19 protein-coding genes are annotated in these 18,491 nt (G+C 35.6%); 6 read left to right on the forward strand and 13 right to left on the reverse strand.

Translation table 11 applies throughout. The features are described 5' to 3' along the window. Nucleotides 1-79 precede the first annotated feature (79 nt). From miaB to H3T83_RS08350, 6 genes are all read left to right on the forward strand, one after another. Nucleotides 80-1,507, forward strand: coding sequence for a tRNA (N6-isopentenyl adenosine(37)-C2)-methylthiotransferase MiaB (gene miaB, locus H3T83_RS08325; protein ID WP_086321121.1), 1,428 nt, complete (start codon nucleotides 80-82; stop codon nucleotides 1,505-1,507). Between the two features lie 66 nt (nucleotides 1,508-1,573). Further along, complete coding sequence (locus H3T83_RS08330; RefSeq protein WP_198215530.1) at nucleotides 1,574-2,047, forward strand: zinc-ribbon domain-containing protein; 474 nt, start codon at nucleotides 1,574-1,576, stop codon at nucleotides 2,045-2,047. A gap of 31 nt (nucleotides 2,048-2,078) precedes the next feature. Continuing rightward, on the forward strand, nucleotides 2,079-3,092 hold the full coding sequence (locus H3T83_RS08335; protein WP_232351142.1) for a PhoH family protein: 1,014 nt from the start codon (nucleotides 2,079-2,081) through the stop codon (nucleotides 3,090-3,092). 29 nt (nucleotides 3,093-3,121) lie between these two features. Then, entirely contained in the window at nucleotides 3,122-5,062 is a 1,941-nt protein-coding gene (mrdA, locus tag H3T83_RS08340; RefSeq protein ID WP_034900928.1) for a penicillin-binding protein 2, read from the forward strand. A gap of 2 nt (nucleotides 5,063-5,064) precedes the next feature. Then, nucleotides 5,065-6,171, forward strand: a complete 1,107-nt coding sequence (mrdB, locus tag H3T83_RS08345; protein WP_065579035.1) for a peptidoglycan glycosyltransferase MrdB — start codon at nucleotides 5,065-5,067, stop codon at nucleotides 6,169-6,171. Nucleotides 6,172-6,185: 14 nt separating this feature from the next. Beyond that, nucleotides 6,186-7,367, forward strand: a complete 1,182-nt coding sequence (locus H3T83_RS08350; protein WP_034900930.1) for a serine hydrolase — start codon at nucleotides 6,186-6,188, stop codon at nucleotides 7,365-7,367. 186 nt (nucleotides 7,368-7,553) lie between these two features. Here the strand turns inward: H3T83_RS08350 and fliR are convergent, their stop codons facing one another. The 13 genes from fliR to fliF all read right to left on the reverse strand — a co-directional run bounded on the left by fliR (nucleotide 7,554) and on the right by fliF (nucleotide 18,404). Next, a complete protein-coding gene (gene fliR, locus H3T83_RS08355) occupies nucleotides 7,554-8,357 on the reverse strand; it encodes a flagellar biosynthetic protein FliR (RefSeq protein WP_198215531.1) in 804 nt (267 codons plus the stop codon). 5 nt (nucleotides 8,358-8,362) lie between these two features. Continuing rightward, on the reverse strand, nucleotides 8,363-8,632 hold the full coding sequence (gene fliQ / locus H3T83_RS08360; RefSeq protein WP_034900933.1) for a flagellar biosynthesis protein FliQ: 270 nt from the start codon (nucleotides 8,630-8,632) through the stop codon (nucleotides 8,363-8,365). 21 nt (nucleotides 8,633-8,653) lie between these two features. Next, entirely contained in the window at nucleotides 8,654-9,397 is a 744-nt protein-coding gene (gene fliP, locus H3T83_RS08365) for a flagellar type III secretion system pore protein FliP (RefSeq protein ID WP_370528027.1), read from the reverse strand. A gap of 3 nt (nucleotides 9,398-9,400) precedes the next feature. Continuing rightward, nucleotides 9,401-9,802 carry a flagellar biosynthetic protein FliO gene (locus tag H3T83_RS08370; protein ID WP_110453951.1) on the reverse strand — a complete coding sequence of 134 codons (402 nt, stop codon included), beginning with the start codon at nucleotides 9,800-9,802 and terminating at the stop codon, nucleotides 9,401-9,403. Between the two features lie 20 nt (nucleotides 9,803-9,822). Then, nucleotides 9,823-10,203, reverse strand: coding sequence for a flagellar motor switch protein FliN (gene fliN, locus H3T83_RS08375; protein WP_198215532.1), 381 nt, complete (start codon nucleotides 10,201-10,203; stop codon nucleotides 9,823-9,825). Further along, nucleotides 10,196-11,233, reverse strand: coding sequence for a flagellar motor switch protein FliM (gene fliM / locus H3T83_RS08380; RefSeq protein WP_034900939.1), 1,038 nt, complete (start codon nucleotides 11,231-11,233; stop codon nucleotides 10,196-10,198). Before fliM ends, fliN begins: the two co-directional genes overlap by 8 nt. Nucleotides 11,234-11,238: 5 nt before the next feature. Then, nucleotides 11,239-11,706 carry a flagellar basal body-associated FliL family protein gene (locus tag H3T83_RS08385; protein WP_034900941.1) on the reverse strand — a complete coding sequence of 156 codons (468 nt, stop codon included), beginning with the start codon at nucleotides 11,704-11,706 and terminating at the stop codon, nucleotides 11,239-11,241. A gap of 214 nt (nucleotides 11,707-11,920) precedes the next feature. Beyond that, nucleotides 11,921-13,099, reverse strand: a complete 1,179-nt coding sequence (locus tag H3T83_RS08390) for a flagellar hook-length control protein FliK (RefSeq protein ID WP_198215533.1) — start codon at nucleotides 13,097-13,099, stop codon at nucleotides 11,921-11,923. Beyond that, entirely contained in the window at nucleotides 13,089-13,553 is a 465-nt protein-coding gene (gene fliJ, locus H3T83_RS08395) for a flagellar export protein FliJ (RefSeq protein ID WP_034900944.1), read from the reverse strand. Before fliJ ends, H3T83_RS08390 begins: the two co-directional genes overlap by 11 nt. Before the next feature lie 17 nt (nucleotides 13,554-13,570). Then, a complete protein-coding gene (gene fliI, locus H3T83_RS08400) occupies nucleotides 13,571-14,953 on the reverse strand; it encodes a flagellar protein export ATPase FliI (RefSeq protein ID WP_198215598.1) in 1,383 nt (460 codons plus the stop codon). Continuing rightward, nucleotides 14,937-15,713 carry a flagellar assembly protein FliH gene (locus H3T83_RS08405; RefSeq protein ID WP_198198743.1) on the reverse strand — a complete coding sequence of 259 codons (777 nt, stop codon included), beginning with the start codon at nucleotides 15,711-15,713 and terminating at the stop codon, nucleotides 14,937-14,939. The genes fliI and H3T83_RS08405 overlap by 17 nt, the downstream gene beginning before the upstream one ends. After that, nucleotides 15,706-16,704: a flagellar motor switch protein FliG gene (fliG, locus tag H3T83_RS08410; RefSeq protein WP_034900950.1), complete on the reverse strand. Its 999-nt coding sequence runs from the start codon at nucleotides 16,702-16,704 to the stop codon at nucleotides 15,706-15,708. Before fliG ends, H3T83_RS08405 begins: the two co-directional genes overlap by 8 nt. After that, the gene (fliF, locus tag H3T83_RS08415) at nucleotides 16,704-18,404 is read right to left on the reverse strand and encodes a flagellar basal-body MS-ring/collar protein FliF (RefSeq protein WP_198215534.1); all 1,701 of its coding nucleotides are present in this window, start codon (nucleotides 18,402-18,404) and stop codon (nucleotides 16,704-16,706) included. The genes fliG and fliF overlap by 1 nt, the downstream gene beginning before the upstream one ends. Nucleotides 18,405-18,491 lie beyond the last annotated feature (87 nt).

Consider the following 18,491-nt stretch of genomic DNA (forward strand, 5'->3'; position numbering starts at 1 on the left):
AAGGATTACAATATGGCTCGCTAAAATCGCGGATTTAAACCCGTTTTCATTTTAACAATTAAATATAGCTGAGTTATTGATGAGCAAAAAATTACATATCAAAACTTGGGGCTGCCAAATGAACGAATATGATTCAACTAAAATGGCAGATCTCCTTGAATCCACCCATGGTTTAACCTTAACAGAAAATGCCGAAGAAGCAGATATTTTATTATTAAATACCTGTTCTATTCGAGAAAAAGCCCAAGAAAAAGTTTTTCACCAACTAGGTCGTTGGAAAAATTTAAAACAACATAACCCTAATATTATTATTGGTGTTGGTGGTTGTGTCGCATCACAAGAAGGTGCCCATATTCGTAAACGAGCGCCTTTTGTTGATATTATTTTTGGACCACAAACCTTTCACCGTTTGCCAGATATGATTGAACAGATCCGCAGTGGTAATGGCCAGCATGTTGTTGATGTTAGTTTTCCTGAAATTGAAAAATTTGACCGTCTCCCCGAACCTCGCAGTGAAGGTCCAACGGCATTTGTATCCATAATGGAAGGATGTAACAAATACTGTACTTATTGTGTGGTACCTTACACCCGTGGTGAAGAGGTAAGTCGACCTTGTGATGATGTAATTTATGAAATTGCTCAGTTAGCAGAACAAGGTGTTCGTGAAGTGAATTTATTAGGGCAAAACGTAAACGCCTATCGCGGACCAACCTTTGATGGTGATATATGTTCTTTTGCAGAACTATTACGTTTGGTTGCTGCTATTGATGGTATTGATCGTATTCGTTTTACCACTAGCCATCCAATTGAATTTACCGATGACATTATTGATGTTTATCGTGATACGCCTGAACTGGTTAACTTTTTACATTTACCAGTACAAAGTGGTTCTGATCGCGTATTGAACTTGATGAAACGAACCCATACTGCAATTGAATATAAATCAATTATTCGTAAATTACGTAAAGTTCGCCCAGATATTCAAATCAGTTCTGATTTTATTGTTGGTTTCCCGGGTGAAACCCAAGAAGATTTTGAACAAACTATGAAATTGATCGCTGATGTTAATTTTGACTTAAGTTATAGCTTTGTTTATTCAGCTCGTCCGGGTACGCCTGCTGCGGAAATGGAAGATAATGTTTCTGAAGAAGAGAAAAAACAACGGCTCTATATTCTTCAAGAGCGAATCAATCAACAAGCTATGCAATTTAGTCGTCGCATGTTGAATACCGTACAACGTATTTTAGTTGAAGGTCCATCTAAAAAGGATCTTATGGAATTAACCGGCCGAACTGAAAACAATCGAATTGTTAATTTTGCTGGCAATCCAAATATGATTGGTAAATTTGTTGATGTTGAAATTACCGATGTTTATCCTAACTCATTGCGTGGTAAAGTAGTGAGAACTGAAGATCAGATGGATCTACGGGTTAGTGAATCACCAATATCAGTTATTTCGCGAACTCGTAAAGAAAATAATTTAGGCGTTGGTATTTATCAACCATAATTATACAAATAGAAGTGTAATTTAATTAATAATTAAAGATGATAATTTATAAATAAGGAATATTAAATGTTTATTGTATTTGGTACAAAAGGACGTGAAGTTAATGAACATACAGGGCAATTTAATTGCCCAAACTGTTGTGCTCAGCAAAATATTGCTGGTGATCAAAAACAACATCAGTATACGCAAATAAAGGTAGCTAAATATTTTACACTATTTTTTATTCCTATTTTTAGTTTTCAAACTTTAGGTCGATATATTAAATGTCAACACTGTAATTCTGACTTTAATGAAAGTGTTTTAACTTATATACCACCTACATTTGAACAGCAAGTGGCATCTTATATTGAGCAAGAGTTAAAAAGTGGTACACCTATCACGATGGTTATCAATAAGTTGAAAAGCCAAGGATTAGATAATAATCAGGCAACTAGTGCTGTGAATAATATAGTTGGTGACGATATAGTGACTTGTCATCATTGCCATATGGATTTTTTAAAAGGTGTTGAAAAATGTTCTTTATGTGAAGAGCGTATTTAGTCATTAACCTGAATAATTAGAGGACTTATCATTGAATATTACGACCCATGAAACTATGCTAGAACCAGCAGATAATCAGCGACTTAATAGTCTTTGTGGTCCTTATGATGACAATATTAAACAACTTGAACGTCGTTTAGGGATTGAAATAAATCACCGTGGTAATCTCTTTGCCATCACTGGTGATACCATCTGTGTAAAAGCTGCATCTGAAATATTACAATCGCTTTATAAGCAAACTAAACAAAAAGATAATATTATCGATATTGAACCCGAGCAGATACATTTAGCCATTAAAGAATCTGGTGCATTAGAAAAAGCCAAAGAGCATCTTCCTGCGTATGTTGATCTGCATGGTAGTAAGCAAGTCATGATAAAAACCAAACGTGGAGTAATAAAACCACGTACGCCTAATCAGGCTCAATATATTGCTCATGTATTAGATTATGATATTTCTTTTGGTATTGGTCCGGCTGGTACCGGAAAAACCTATCTAGCGGTAGCCGCAGCGGTTGATGCACTAGAAAAACAGCAAATTAGACGTATCGTTTTAACTCGCCCTGCGGTTGAAGCTGGCGAAAAACTAGGTTTTTTACCTGGTGATTTAAGTCAAAAAGTCGATCCTTATTTACGTCCACTTTATGATGCATTGTTTGAAATGCTTGGTTTTGAAAAAGTTGAAAAACTAATAGAAAAAAGTGTTATTGAAGTTGCTCCATTAGCCTATATGCGTGGGCGTACGCTTAATGATGCATTTATTATTCTTGATGAAAGCCAAAACACCACAATTGAGCAAATGAAGATGTTTTTAACGCGAATTGGTTTTAATTCTAAAGCGGTCATCACTGGTGATATTACGCAAATTGATTTACCGCGTCACCAAAAATCAGGATTACGCCATGCTATCGAAGTCTTAAGCGAAGTTGATGATATTAGTTTTAATTTTTTCAAGAGTGAAGATGTCGTTCGCCATCCTGTCGTAGCTAGAATTGTTAATGCTTATGAAAAATGGGAACAACAACAACACAAGCAACAACAGTCATAAACAGAATTTAGAGGAGTTATATTATCTCTATTTCAGGTAAAACAAAAAAGGGCAATATTCGCGATCACTCAGCAGAAACAAACTTATTTTTGCGTAGAGCGTTGTTTGCATTTGTGGTAATTATTCTATTAATTTTTGTGTTATTAGCCAATTTAGCTGATCTACAAATTTCAAACTTTAGTTATTACAGTACCAAATCAAACAACAATCGTATTGAAATTATCCCTATTCCTCCTAGTCGCGGTATGATTTATGATCGTAATGGTACGCCATTGGCGATAAATAATATTACCTATCAACTTAATATTGTTCCTGATAAAACCAAAAACCTTAACGAACAGTTTGAACAGTTAAAAACGATTGTTGATTTAACTGATGAAGATATTGAGAATTTCCAAAAGGAACGCCGTAATTATCGGGCTCATCGACCCGTACCACTAAAAGAAAATCTAACCGAAAAACAAATAGCACGTTTTATTGTTGATCAGCATCGCTTTCCGTTTGTGTCGATTGTTAAAATTCAACATCGATATTATCCGTATGGCGCTTCACTTACCCATATTCTTGGCTATATATCTAAAATAAATACTCAAGATAAACAACGTTTAGAAGAAGAAAATAAAGCCAGCGATTATGTGGCTACTTTTAACATTGGTAAAATGGGGATTGAACGCTATTACGAAGATGTTTTACATGGTACGGCTGGTAATGAAAAGGTTGAAGTAAACAGCCGAGGTCGTATTGTTCGCTTACTTGAACAACATCCACCACAAGCCGGTGAAGATATCTATTTATCCATCAACCTAAAATTACAACTCTATATTGAATCACTGCTTGCTGGCCGAAAAGCATCAGTTGTTGCTATTGATCCCAATAATGGTGAAGTATTAGCAATGGTGTCTAGCCCTAGTTATGACTCAAATGATTTTGTTGGTGGTATTTCCAGTAAAAAATATAGTGAGTTACTTAATGATCCAAGTAAACCACTATTTAACCGAGCTTTACTTGGTGCTTATCCTCCTGCTTCAACGGTAAAACCATTTATTTCGATAGCCGCTTTAAGTGAAGGAGTCGTTTCACCCAAAAGTGTGGTTAATGATCCTGGCTGGTGGCAATTACCCGGTACAGAAAGACGTTATCGAGATTGGCTAAAATGGGGGCACGGCCATGTTGATGTATTACGAGCAATTGAAGAATCGGTGGATACCTATTTTTACCAGGTTGCTTATGATATGGGTATTGATCGCCTAAATTTATGGATGACTAAGTTTGGTTATGGTGAGCGTACCGGTATCGATATTTCAGCTAATGAAGAGACTCGTGCGGTTATGCCAAGTCGCGAATGGAAATTGAAGCGCCATAAAAAATCTTGGTTACAAGGTGACACCATTCCGGTTGGTATAGGTCAAGGTTATTGGACTGCCACACCTATGCAAATGGCTAAAGCCTTAACCACATTAATTAATAACGGTAAAACTTTTACGCCGCACTTTTTACTCTATAAAAAAAGTGACATTATTAATACTAATCAGAATCAACCAACTATTGATCCCGAAAAATATGTTGAAACTAATAGCCTAGTTGATGTTAATCCAGCCTATTGGGCATTAGCTAAAGAAGGTATGCATCGAGTTATGTTTGGTGCTCGAGGTACTGCACGTAAAGTTTATGCTGGTGCTAAATATCAAGCTGCAGGTAAGTCAGGTACTGCTCAAGTTTATGGTTTAAAAGAAAACGAAACTTATAATGCCCATAAAATACCGGAACATTTACGTGACCATGCCTTATTTATCGCTTATGCACCTTATGATAAACCGAAAATAGCGCTAGCTATAGTCCTTGAAAATGGTGGCGGTGGTAGCTCCAATGGCGGTGCAGTAGCCCGTAAAATATTGGATTATTATCTTGAGGGTGATAACTCAACAGAATTAGATGATGCATCATCATCGACGACAGGACATGAAGATTAATTATGAACAATATTAAGAAATCTTTTTGGCAAAAGATACATATCGATCCCCTTTTTTGCTTATTTATAACCTTACTACTTGGTTATAGTCTTTATATTTTATGGAGTGCTAGTGGCCAAAATGTAGATATGATGCAAAAACGAGTTATCCAAATAATTCTTGGTTTTTTTGTGATGATTGTTTTTGCCCAAATTTCACCGCGAAGCTATGAACAGTGGGCACCTTATCTCTATATTGCCTGTATTATTATATTATTATTAGTTGATATTTTCGGTTATACCAGTAAAGGTGCTCAACGTTGGTTAGATTTAGGCGTCATTCGTTTTCAACCGTCAGAAATTGCTAAAATTGCCGTGCCATTAATGGTAGCTAAGTTTATTCATCGTGATGGCTGTCCACCACCGCTTAAAACAACTTTGCAAACATTAGCTATTATTGGCGTACCTACCTTATTAGTAGCAATGCAACCCGATTTAGGAACGGCTATTTTAATTATTATGTCGGGTATTTTTATTATCTTTTTGGCTGGGATTAACTGGCGATTTATTCTTGTTGCTTTAATACTTATAGCCATATTTTTACCGATTATGTGGTTTTATTTGATGCATGATTATCAGCGTGAACGAGTATTAACATTATTTAATCCTGAGCGTGATCCTAATGGTGCTGGTTATCATATTTTGCAATCGAAAACCGCGATAGGATCGGGAGGAATATGGGGTAAAGGTTGGCTTGAAGGTACGCAATCTCAGCTAGAATTTTTACCGGAAAGACATACTGACTTCATCTTTTCAGTTATCGCTGAAGAGTTCGGTTTTATTGGCTCTATTGTTTTGTTAGTCTTGTTCTTATGTTTAATTATACGTGGATTAATTATTGCCGCACAGGCACAAACGACGTTTGGACGAATACTGTCTGGTGGTTTGATTTTAGTATTTTTTGTCTATGTATTTATTAATATCGGTATGGTCAGTGGAATCTTACCAGTAGTTGGTGTACCATTACCACTAATAAGTTATGGTGGCTCTTCTCTGGTCGTTTTAATGGCAAGTTTTGGCATTATGATGTCTATTCACACTCATCGATACATGTTATCTAAAAACATTTAACGGAATTTTTATAAATGAAAAAGAAATTAAAATTATCTTTTGGTTTGTTGGCGCTTGCAATATGTTCTTCTGCCTCTGCAGAGATGGCTTTTCCTATTCCAGCTATCCCTCAATTAGATGCAGAAGCCTATATTTTAATCGATGCCAAATCTGGTGAAATCCTAGCGCAATATAATGCTGAACAACAACGCGATCCAGCAAGCTTAACTAAAATGATGACAAGTTATGTTGTTGGCCAAGCATTAGAATCAGGCCGTATTAAAAATGATGATATGGTGCTGATCAGTAAAGATGCATGGGCAACCGGTAACCCGGTTTTAAAAGGCTCATCATTGATGTTTTTAGAGGTTGGTAAAACAGTTTCGGTTGCCGATTTGAATAAAGGTATCATTATTCAATCGGGTAATGATGCATGTATCGCTATGGCTGAACATGTTGCTGGTAGCCAAGGTGCTTTCGTTAATTTAATGAATGAATATGCCAAAAAAATTGGTTTACAACATACCCATTTTGAAACGGTGCATGGCCTTGATGCACCCGGTCAGTATACAACAGCTAAAGATATGGCACTATTAGGTCAAGCTTTGATTCGTGACTTACCAACTGAATATGCTATCTATAAAGAAAAAGAGTTCACCTATAACCTGTCTAAACCACAATTGAATCGCAATGGTTTACTTTGGGATACAACTTTAAATGTAGATGGTATTAAAACCGGTCATACGAATGCTGCTGGTTATAACCTTGTTGCATCAGCGGTTGATGGTAATACCCGTTTAATTTCAGCCGTGCTTGGTGGCCGAACCTTTAAAGGTCGTGAAGAAGAGAGTAAAAAATTACTCACTTGGGGATTCCGCTTCTTTGAAACGGCTAATCCAGTTAAGCCTAATGCGCCATTAGTGACAGAGTCAGTTTGGTATGGCGATGAAAACAAAGTAAATTTAGGGACTATTAATGGTGCTTATATTACTGTGCCAAAAGGTCGTTCAGCTGACGTTAAAGTACAATACACTATTGATGATTACATCTATGCACCAATCACCAAAGGTGCTGCGGTTGGTAAAATTCAATTTTTATTAGATGATAAAGTGATCAACGAACAACCTTTAGTTGCCCTTGAAAATGTTGAAGAAGCAGGCTTCTTTGGTAATATCTGGGATTGGATAAGCTTACAATTCCATAAATTATTTAATTAATTTTTAATTTATAATTAACTTGAACCGTTGTGTAACGCAAAGCTACACAGCGGTTTTTTATTATCTCGTATAAGCAACTATTAGTTATATACATGGTTAATAGCCTTTAATGTTAAGGCTAAAAAACCCCGTTCCTCAAAATTTTTTGTTAAAAAATACCCCTGAATTTTATTAAGCTTAATTGGCTTAATTATTGGTGGCTGTAAGATAGATTAAAATTTGCGAAGTAGTTGAAAATATCTGTTCTAAAATAAATTCAACAAATGAAGGCAAGGAGGAAAATAAATAACTTAACATCATCAAGCCACATAATAAGGTAAGTGGATAGCCAACTACAAAAATTGATAACTGAGGGGTAATTCTATTTAATAGCCCTAACGACAAATTAATAATCAGCAATAACGTCATTAATGGTAATGCCAACATAACGCCATTACTAAATAACAGACCGGTTGTTTCGATTAAGGCTAAGTGACCGTTGGCCTTTAAAGGTGAAACGCTAATAGGAATAATATCAAAGCTGTTAGCTAATCCATATAGTAGCCATAGATGGCCATCTAAGCTGAGAAATATCAACAAGGCAATAATGTTAATTAAACGTGACAGTACGGAAGTAGATGGTCCACCAATAGGATCATAAAAGGTCGCCATGCCTAACCCCATTTGCATACCAATTAATTCACCGGCAAATCTTACCGTTAAAAAAGTAAGTTGTACGGTAAAACCGATTATGATGCCAATCATGATTTGCTGGGCAATAACCCAGATACCGAGTAATGAATAAAGGCTAAGGTTGTCGTCTAACTTTGGTAACGGTAATAAAATGACGATCAGCACTGCTAAACCGATTTTTAAGCGATTTGGCACCTCTTTTTCACCGACAATAGGTGCGACCATAATTAGCGCTAAAATACGGGTAAAAGGCAGAAAACTTGATCGAACCCAAGCAAAAAAATCAATATTAAACAGATCGTGAATCGCGGTATCCATTAAGGTTAACTAGTTAAGTTAGGAATATCAGTAATAACCAGACGGATATAATCGATCATAGTTGTCAGCATTGAGGGGCCTAAAATGATTAATACTAACACCACCGCCAAAATCTTAGGAATAAAAGATAAGGTCATTTCATTAATTTGGGTTGCCGCTTGTAACAAACTGATAATTAGCCCAGTGACTAAGGCTGCAAGTAATAAAGGGCCTGCAAGTGATGCGGCAACTTTGATTGCTTGAATGGCAAAATGGCTAATATATTCAGAAGGCATATAATCCCTTTACTGTTGGCGTTAATTAAAAAAGCTTTGTGCTAATGAACCTAACAATAAATGCCAGCCATCAGCTAATACAAACAACATAATTTTAAAAGGTAGTGATACTGTTGCTGGTGGTACCATCATCATCCCTAATGCCATTAATGTACTGGCAACAACTAAATCAATGACTAAAAAAGGAATAAACAGCGTAAAGCCAATTTGAAAAGCGGTTTTAAGTTCACTAACCACAAAAGCTGGGACTAAAACTCGTAGCGGGATATCTTCACGGGTTTGAATATCACCAGAATGGGACATATTAACAAATAGCGTTAAATCACTTTCACGAGTTTGACTCAACATAAATTCACGCAGTGGTTTGCTTGCCTCTGTCAAACTTTGTTGCATAGTGATTTGTTGTTGTGAATAGGGAAGATAAGCATCTTGATATATTTTATCCAATGTCGGTGACATAATAAAAAATGTCATAAATAGGGCAATACCTAAAATTAATTGATTAGGCGGTGCTGATTGGGTACCAAGTGCACTACGTAATAGCCCTAACACAATAATGATACGAGTAAAACTCGTCATTAATAGTAATATAATTGGGATAAAGGTCAGTAGGGTTAAAAAAACTAAAGTTTCAACTGGTAATGACCAAGTTTGCCCTTCTGGTAGTGAGGTTTGAGTAACAATTGTTAACGGTGATAATTGAGCATAACTATATTGGCTGGCCAGCAATAAGCTAAATAAAATAATAAGTTTTAACCGCACAATTAATTACACCTTTTTACTGTTTAGCACAGATTTTAATATCTGATTGAACAGATTATTTTTTGACTGTTGTTCAACGTCAGCAGGATCTGCGAATAACATTTCAGTACGTTGTTCATTGATAGTATGGAGTAAAGTCATTTGTTGGGCTGTAACCCCGACCACTAGTAATTGATGGTCAACATAAACCAGCATAATGCGATCTTTGGCATTTATATTGTAAGTTGCTTTAACATCAATGAATTGCTTAGTAGATTTTTGCCAACCTAACCGTTTTATTAGCCAGGTTAAAACGAAAATAATGGTGATGACACTAAAAAAGGCTATTCCTATTTGGCTATATAAACTTGATTCAGTAGGAATAGACGAAAAGTTTTGTATACCGGAGTTGATTGTTGATTCGCTCATGGTTATCTCATTAATGGTTATTAACGACTTAATCTACGTACCCGTTCTGATGGGGTAATAATATCGGTAATTCGTACACCATAATTGTCACCCACCACCACGATCTCGCCTTGCGCAATTAAGTAACCGTTAATTAAAATATCTAATGGCTCACCAGCTAAACCATCTAAGGCGATAACAGAGCCTTGAGTTAAATTTAATAGGTCTTTAATGGCCATTTTGGTACGGCCAAGTTCAACACTTAAATTAACCGGAATATCTAAAATAAGATTAATATCTTGTTCTTTTACATTTGACTGTTGGGGTGAAAGGGTTTCAAAAATAGCTTCTGTCGTTACCGATTCTTCATCAGTTAAGTTAGTTGCTTGGCTATCATCACTGTTATTTGGCATATCACTCATTGAACACTCCTTCATTCAATTGTTCTAATACAGGGTTGCTTATTTGCTCTACTTGAATTGCATATTGTTTATTTACACTACCATATTGACCTTTTAAAACCGGTACGCCACCAATTGTGACATCTAGGCTGGTTGGTTTTTCAATATCCAAAATGTCGTTTACTTTTAATGCTAATAATTTGGCAACAGTTGTTTGAATATTTGTAAAATTAGCGACTAATTCAACCGTTGATTGTTTAATACCGCTAGTGAGTGAACTCATCCAGACATTATCATCTTGATGGGTTTGGCTTTCGATCGGTGGTTTAATTAATAACTCTTTAATAGATTCAACCATTGCATATGGAATGCAAATGCAGAAAGTTGCTTTAAAGTTACCAATTTCAATTAAAAATGTCGAAGTTAACACTACATCATCAGGAGAGCTGGTGATATTGGTAAATTTACTCTCTACTTCAGAACGAATATATTCAGTTTCAATGCTGTATACGTCAATCCATGAATTTTGGTATGTAGTTAAAGCAAGATCTAATACTCGTCTAATAATCTCTTGTTCAGTATGGGTAAATTCACGTCCTTCAGTATTCATATTGGTGGTATGTCCATCACCGCCGAAAAGCGTATCAACAACAATAAATACCAGTTCTGGTGAAAAAGAAAATAAGCAGCTACCCCGTAAAGGATTAAGATGAACTAAATTTAAATGGTAAGTTGCCGAGATATGCGAAAACTCTTTAAATGTTTTTGGCTCAATTGGCGAGGTAATAACATCCGTATTACGACGTAATAAATTAAATAAACCAATTCGAAATTGACGAGCAAAGCGTTCATTAATTATTTCTAATGCTGTTAGTCGTTCAGGGATAAAACTATGTTTAACTGATATATCATAAGGTTTTACTTCAGTCCGTTTGCTTTGCTGTGATTGATAATTTTGCACAATATCTTTTTCAATACTGGCAGCATTATCCGGTGAATGTTTAGCTAAAGATTCACTTTTATCGCTAGTAGATTGAAGCTTATCCGACATGATAATTACCTTATAATGAAATCAGTGAATAACACTTCATCAATTTTTACTGAATGTTTGGCATCGTATTGACGTGATAATGCTGTTTTTATTTGCTCTTGTAATTCGAGTTTGCCAGATTCTTTTTTCAAATTATTGACATATTGTTTTGAGGTTAACAGCAATACATCACTTCTTACTTCAGGCAAATATTCTAATAATACTGTTTTTTGATCTTCATCTTCGACGCGTAGCACCATACCAACATATAGAATTTTATTGATATCTAAATTATCTTCAGAAGGAGGTAATGTAATGGTAAATGGTTTTAGAGTTAAAAAAACCGGTGATGAAACTTGAGGTTCTTGATGAGTATGTGTCGTATTTTTAGCTTGATTTTCGAACCATAAATAAGCTGCTGAACCTATTGCGAGTAAGGTAATTAGAATAAGTATTAGGTTTAAAATTCTTACTTTTTTATTGGTGGTTTGCATATTTATTATTGTCTCAATGAAAATTAACGAAAGATTTGTAGCTATTTAAATAACCAAAAATTACCAAAATAATAAATCATGCCGTAAGAATTAATCGGAAGAATAGGCAATAAAAATATTATCTATTCAACCTTTTTAATATTAAGTTATCAACGTTAAACACTGTTAAAAACGTAGATATCAATTATTTTATAAATATTGCCATAACCATTATTTAGGCAAAAATACTTAATCCTGATTGAACAACCTTAGTATGATGATTAATTTTTTGTTGAATTGGATTGATATCATCTAATAGTTGCTCTGTTTCAAATTGTTGTGGCTGTTGATAAGAAGACGACTGTTTAGAATCATTCATCATTGAAAAATCACTAATGTTAGTGTGTTGTAAAGTGATACCTTGTTGTTCCAATGAGGTTCTTAACATGGGGAGTGCTGATTCTAACACACCCTTAACCATATTATGCGCAACCGCCATGTGCAGATCGATTTTGTCATCAACCATGGCTAATTTAATATGTAATGATCCTAGTTCTTGTGGATTTAATTTTATTTCGGCATTTTGAATACCTTGTCGACTGATTAAACAAATTTGTTCATTTAAAGATGCTTGCCACTTACTAATATCCATTGGCATCGGTAAATTTAAGTTTAATGTGGTTGGATTTGTTGTAAAGGTTGGCGGATTAAATGACGATGATTGGCCATTTAGATCTATTGATAAAGCCATTTCTGATGGTGTATTAGCCAAATTAGTAGTAAACAATTTATTTGTCAGAGTTGACGCTAAATCAGTTTGATGATCATAGCTATGATTATTTATCAGCGTATCTGTTGACTGTGTTTGATTAATACTCAAATGTGCATTTTTTGTCGTTTGTGGCTGATTATTTTCCCAAGCCAATAAATGACTAGGGTTTGGTTTATTGGTTTTGTTGATTAATTGCTCACTGTGATTAATTGAGGCAATAATTTCGGCAGCTTTTTCATCAATATTGGTGCGCTGTTTGATATCATCAGTACATTGTGTATCCAACTTTGGATCAATCATGGTTGGATTAGCTTCTAATAATAGTTTAGTTTCATATATTGGTTGGTTTTTCGGTTGAGTATCCGATTGTCTATTTTGCTGTATATCCTCTTGCGGATTGAGTGGCATAGAAAATAGTATGAACAACTCTTCACTTTCCATTCGTTCTTTCTGCTCTAACTCATTGTCTTTTAAGTTTGTAGCATTAACGTGATTATTATTATCACTTAGCCATTGTTGTTTTTCGGTAAGTTGTAATAATTTTTGGAAAAAATCATCATCAAGAATAGATAACTTGTTGTCGTTTAATTCAAATTGTTGAGATGAGATTAATGGAATATCGCTAAACTGATTAATATTCATTCAATGTTCTCCTTGCTATCTGCTGCTGAGCAAATTCATCGGTTAATTTTTGTTGTAAACGACTCTGTTGTAGTAACAGTTTTTTATGTTGTTTATCTAATAATGTAGTATAAGTATTTAGGCTTTTTTGTGATTGATTAAGCTCATTGGTGATCTGCTTTTGTTTTATATCTAAAGTTAATAGTAGTTTCTTTTGTTGAGCTATACCTTGTTCAATAGCTGTAATAAAAGCATTAAAATTATTTAATTCCGATCCTTTAATGCCACTGGATAAAGCATTATTTAGCCGTTGTTGGTACTCGTGATAATAATCATTTAATACATTTAGTTGTGATTGTGCATTACGTTTATTTTCGTGGGCATGTTTTAATTTAATCAATTTGTCATCAACTGCTTTTTCAGCGAGCTTTTTTAACGTTATAAATGCAAATTTACCATGATGTTGATTGGCCATAATTCTTTCCAAATTTATCAGCGAGCAGCAACAATATTGATTAATTGTTGATAAGCGTCTTGATAACTACAATGCTCATTGATTCCTTGTTGTAAAAATTGCTGCATAGCTGGAAAAAGTGAGATAGCTTTATCTAATAATGGATCGGTTCCAGCTACGTAAGCACCAACATTAATCAAGTCCCGATTGCGCTGGAAACTTGAAAATAATTGTTTAAATAACCGTGATTTTTTTTCATCTTCTGGTGGGGTAAGATCGGTCATTACACGACTGATTGACGCTTCGATATCAATGGCTGGATAATGCCCCGATTCAGCTAGTGAACGTGATAACACTATATGACCATCAAGAATTGCCCTTGCTGAATCCGCAATAGGATCTTGTTGGTCGTCACCTTCGGTTAATACAGTATAAAAAGCAGTAATTGCCCCTTTTCCTTTGGCATCATTACCTGCTCTTTCAACTAATGCTGGCAATTTTGCAAATACTGATGGTGGATAACCTTTGGTTGCCGGTGGTTCACCGATGGCTAAGGCTATTTCCCGTTGTGCCATGGCATAACGGGTTAGTGAATCCATGATCAGTAATACATTAAACCCTTGATCACGAAAATTTTCGGCAATTTTTGTGGCATAAGCTGCACCTTGTAGACGTAATAATGGCGATACATCGGCTGGTGCCGCGACGACGACTGAACGCGCTAAGCCTTCTTCACCAAGGATGTTTTCGATAAAATCTTTTACTTCCCTGCCACGTTCGCCAATCAGACCAACCACAATAATATCGGCTTTGGTATACCTAGCCATCATGCCAAGTAGGACACTTTTACCAACACCAGAACCAGCAAAAAGCCCCATTCGTTGACCTTGGCCAACGGTTAATAATGCATTGATAGCACGAATGCCGACATCTAATACTTGATGAATAGGCGTGCGAGTCAGAGGGTTTAGTGATTTATTGATTAATCCTTCATATTCAATATTTTCTGGTAAAGGTTTACCATCCAATGGTTTGCCCATTGCATCAACTATTCGTCCTAATAACCCCGTACCAATAGGTAAAACTTTATGGCTAAAATGGGTTAGATCATATTGTGAGGTATATACTCTGGCATCAAGTAATATGCCATCGGTTGATTCAAATGGCATCAGATATAAGGTTTTACCATTAAAACCAATAACTTCACACTCAACAGCTTGTACTTTTCCATCTAATTGCCGTTCGACAAAGCAGTTAGAACCTAAAGGTAATTTTAAACCCACGGCCTCTAAAACTAAGCCCGAAGCTTTAACTAAGCGACCATATTGACGGATTAACGATATTGACTGTAATTTTTGTTGCGCACTATCAATTTTAGTCATCCATTGCGTACAAAAGTCCACCTTAATGTTCAACTCCATGTACATTATCTGAGATGATTTGCCAATGATGGGTTACACTGGCGTCGATCTCATTGGTTTGGGTAAATATTTTGCAACCACCTAATTCGATATTGGCATCAGCTATAAACTGCCATTGCTGTGGTTGCAACTCATTATTTAGTTGTGGTTCAAGCCATAACAAGTCTGTTGGATTAATTCGTACTACAATTGGTGGATTAACAATTGTATTTTGTTCAATTAATGATTTTATAATATGTAATAATTGTTTTTGTTTGACTTTTGATAAGGAACCAACTGTTTTTTCGGCAGCAAGTAAAGCTAAGTCAAATAGCTTTGGTACAATTTTTTCATCAATTTGGCTAATCGATTGCTGAAAGCTGATTGCTAAATTTTTGATGGCATTTATGCTAGTTAATTTTTCTGCTGTTAACTGTTGTTCTATTGTGTCCAGCCCTTCTTGGTGTCCGAGTGTGAATCCTTGTTCATAGCCAGTCTGTTTGCCAATATTAAAACCTTCTTCTTTACCTAGATTAAAGCCTTCTTGGTAGGCTTCATCTCTTGCTTGTTGTTTAATATTTTCGAGTTCTAGCAATATTGCTGGGCTATTGATATCAAAAGAGCCCTCATCTTGATCATCTTGGTTATCTGGCTCTAATGGTGGCGCAAATTCTTCCAACTCTTCTGGCTGTTGTTGGCTGGTTAATGGTGACAATTCGCTAAGTGCCAAATCTTGGAAATGCAATGGTTTCCAACTTACACTATTAGTATGATTATACATATTCATCATCACCACTCGTTAAGATCATCTCACCAGTTTCTGCTAAGCGCCGTGCAATAACCAAAATTTTCTTCTGTTCGGTTTCGACTTGCGACAAGCGAACTGGTGGTCTGTTTTCTAAATCTTCTCGTAATATTGAGGCAGCACGTTGCGACATATTTGCTAATAGTTTTTCGCGTAAGGTTTCTGTTGCCCCTTTCATGGCGATAATTAAGGTTTCATTATCCACCTCTTTGAGTAGCCGTTGGATACTTCTATCATCGACATCCACCAGATTTTCAAATAAGAACATTTCATCAATGATTTTTTGAGCAAGCTCATTGTCATAATCACGTAATGCATTGATAACCAGTTCTTCTTGTTGTGATTTCATCAGATTGATAATTTCTGCTGCGGTGCGGATGCCACCCATGTTATTAAGTTTAATATTTTGTCCATGTAGTAAGGTTGATAATGATGTCGATAACACTTCTAATGCTGATGGCTCTACACCACCGAAAGTTGCAATACGTAGCATGACGTCATTACGTAATTGGTCATCAAATAAATTTAAAATCTCAGCAGCCAAATCGCGATTTAAGTGAACTAAAATGGTGGCGATAATTTGTGGGTGTTCTTTTTTAACTAAATCAACCGCGCGTGCAGCATCGACAAAGTTAAGCATTTTTAAACCATCAGTGGTATCTTCGATATCGGTATCTAATAGTTCATCAAGCAAGCGGTTAGCTTTATCACTACCAATTGATTTTTCTAGAACTTTTCTTAAATAGCCATTGGTATCCGTATTTAATACTGCACAATCATCAAGGGTAGTTTGACACTCATTAAGAATATTTTTCAGTTGTTCTTGAGTTAATTGTGGCAATCCCATCATGGCACTACTAATTTTTTGTACCTCTTTATGGTTTAAAAATTGCATTACTTTGGCTGCTAATTCTTCACCTAAAATCATTAAAATTGTCGCCGATTTTTGCGCTTCAGTTAAATTCATTACTCGGTGTCCTTCTTGTTCATCCAACCACGTATAATCAGAGCCATTACACGAGGATCTTTCTCGACAATTTTGCGGATGTATTGCTGTTGTTGCATATTATCTTCAAAAATTTTCTGTTGCAGTTTACTGTGTGCTTTGTAATCGAGTTTATCTTCACTAGCCATTGTGCTATCAGATGATCTGTTATCAGTATTAAGATATTGTCTTTGAATTTTAATCCATATCGAGCGTAATACTTTGCGCCATGCAAACCAGATTATTAAAATGTAAATCAGATATTTAATCGCGACTTTCAGCATGTCGAAAACTTCATGTTTTTGTAAAAAGACCATGGTGGCATTTTCATCTTCAATTTGATCGGTAAATTTCAAATTAGCCACCGTTAATGAATCACCACGCAAGTCAGAAAATCCCATCGCTTGACGGGCAAGTGCTTCAATATGGGTGAGTTCCTCTTGATCTAGTTTTACCCATTTTTCAACAGCTTCTTTTTCTGAATTTTCCTCATTTGCCGATGTGACTTCATCGGCTGAGATAAATTTATAATTAACTAAAACAGCGACAGATAAACGCCTGATACGACCTTCAGGGATTTTGCTATGAATAACTTGACGATTAACTTCAAAGTTCAATGTCTTATTTGACTGCAAATGATACATTTTTTGTTTATCGTCTTTATCTTTGGTATCGCCCTCACCATCAATTGGTGCACTAGGCGTTGGTACCGGTTGATTAGATAAAGCGCCCGGCACACCACCGATAGTGTTGCTTGATGCTAATTGGCTATTTTCAATGTGTTGCTTACTGCGAATAGTTTGGTTGCTGGCATCGCTATTGGGATCATAAATTTCCGATGTTGACTCTTGCCGACTAAAATCGATATCCGCATTCACTTGTACCTTAACATTTTGTTGTCCCAAAATAGGGATAATAATTTTTTCTACTCGTTCTCGAACTAGATTTTCAATCCGTTCACTATATTCTAATTGGGCAATATTAACGTTACTGTCACGGTATCTTTCGCCAGTTAATAAATTGCCTTTTTGATCAATAATCGTCACCTTATCCGCTTGTAATTCTGGCACACTACTCGAAATTAAATGAATGATGGCATCAATTTGACCTTGCGATAAAGCTCGACCTGGTAATAAAGTTAATGCAACAGATGCCGAAGGGAATTTTCTTTCTCGAACAAATAAAGAGGGTTTAGGCATCGCTAAATGCACTCTGGCATCATCTACACTACTAATAATGGCAATGGTTCTCGATAGTTCGCCTTCTAATGCTCGTTGATAGTTGATTTGTTCATTAAACTGACTCATGCCAAAACTTTCTTTGTCGAGTAGTTCAAAACCAATTGCGCCACCTTTAGGCAAACCCTGCTGGGCTATTCGTAAACGAGTATGATAAATTTGATTTTGGGGAATTAAGATAGTTGTGCCAGAGGATGAAAATTTGTAGGGAATATTTAACTTATCAAGTTGGCTAATGATTTCACCGCCATCTTTATCATTCAAATTACTAAATAATACGCCATAATTATCGTCTTTAAGCCATAAGTAACTAATACTACTAATTGCTATTACAATTACTCCTACAATAAGGAGTAGCATTTTACGATTTATTTTTAATTGATTAATAAAAGGTAACTTACTCAATATTGATTCGCCTTTGTTACCAACTGCCTGGCTATCCATATGTATCCTAACACTAAACTGACTAGATTAATTCTAGGGTTTATTATCTGTGTATTTAAAAAAATCAATAGCTAAAAAAGCATATGC

Origin of the sequence: Gilliamella sp. M0320, from assembly GCF_016101635.1 — a bacterium.
Classification (GTDB): domain Bacteria; phylum Pseudomonadota; class Gammaproteobacteria; order Enterobacterales; family Orbaceae; genus Gilliamella; species Gilliamella apis.

Coding starts and splice junctions, on each gene's coding strand:
- fliM (WP_034900939.1), bottom strand. CDS start 11,233: ATGTCGGATAAGCTTCAATCTACTAGCGATAAAAGTGAATCTTTAGCT.
- fliJ (WP_034900944.1), bottom strand. CDS start 13,553: ATGGCCAATCAACATCATGGTAAATTTGCATTTATAACGTTAAAAAAG.
- H3T83_RS08350 (WP_034900930.1), top strand. CDS start 6,186: ATGAAAAAGAAATTAAAATTATCTTTTGGTTTGTTGGCGCTTGCAATA.
- fliF (WP_198215534.1), bottom strand. CDS start 18,404: ATGGATAGCCAGGCAGTTGGTAACAAAGGCGAATCAATATTGAGTAAG.
- H3T83_RS08370 (WP_110453951.1), bottom strand. CDS start 9,802: ATGAGCGAATCAACAATCAACTCCGGTATACAAAACTTTTCGTCTATT.
- fliN (WP_198215532.1), bottom strand. CDS start 10,203: ATGAGTGATATGCCAAATAACAGTGATGATAGCCAAGCAACTAACTTA.
- H3T83_RS08390 (WP_198215533.1), bottom strand. CDS start 13,099: ATGAATATTAATCAGTTTAGCGATATTCCATTAATCTCATCTCAACAA.
- fliR (WP_198215531.1), bottom strand. CDS start 8,357: ATGGATACCGCGATTCACGATCTGTTTAATATTGATTTTTTTGCTTGG.
- miaB (WP_086321121.1), top strand. CDS start 80: ATGAGCAAAAAATTACATATCAAAACTTGGGGCTGCCAAATGAACGAA.
- H3T83_RS08385 (WP_034900941.1), bottom strand. CDS start 11,706: ATGCAAACCACCAATAAAAAAGTAAGAATTTTAAACCTAATACTTATT.
- H3T83_RS08330 (WP_198215530.1), top strand. CDS start 1,574: ATGTTTATTGTATTTGGTACAAAAGGACGTGAAGTTAATGAACATACA.
- mrdB (WP_065579035.1), top strand. CDS start 5,065: ATGAACAATATTAAGAAATCTTTTTGGCAAAAGATACATATCGATCCC.
- fliQ (WP_034900933.1), bottom strand. CDS start 8,632: ATGCCTTCTGAATATATTAGCCATTTTGCCATTCAAGCAATCAAAGTT.
- fliG (WP_034900950.1), bottom strand. CDS start 16,704: ATGAATTTAACTGAAGCGCAAAAATCGGCGACAATTTTAATGATTTTA.
- fliI (WP_198215598.1), bottom strand. CDS start 14,953: ATGGAGTTGAACATTAAGGTGGACTTTTGTACGCAATGGATGACTAAA.
- H3T83_RS08405 (WP_198198743.1), bottom strand. CDS start 15,713: ATGTATAATCATACTAATAGTGTAAGTTGGAAACCATTGCATTTCCAA.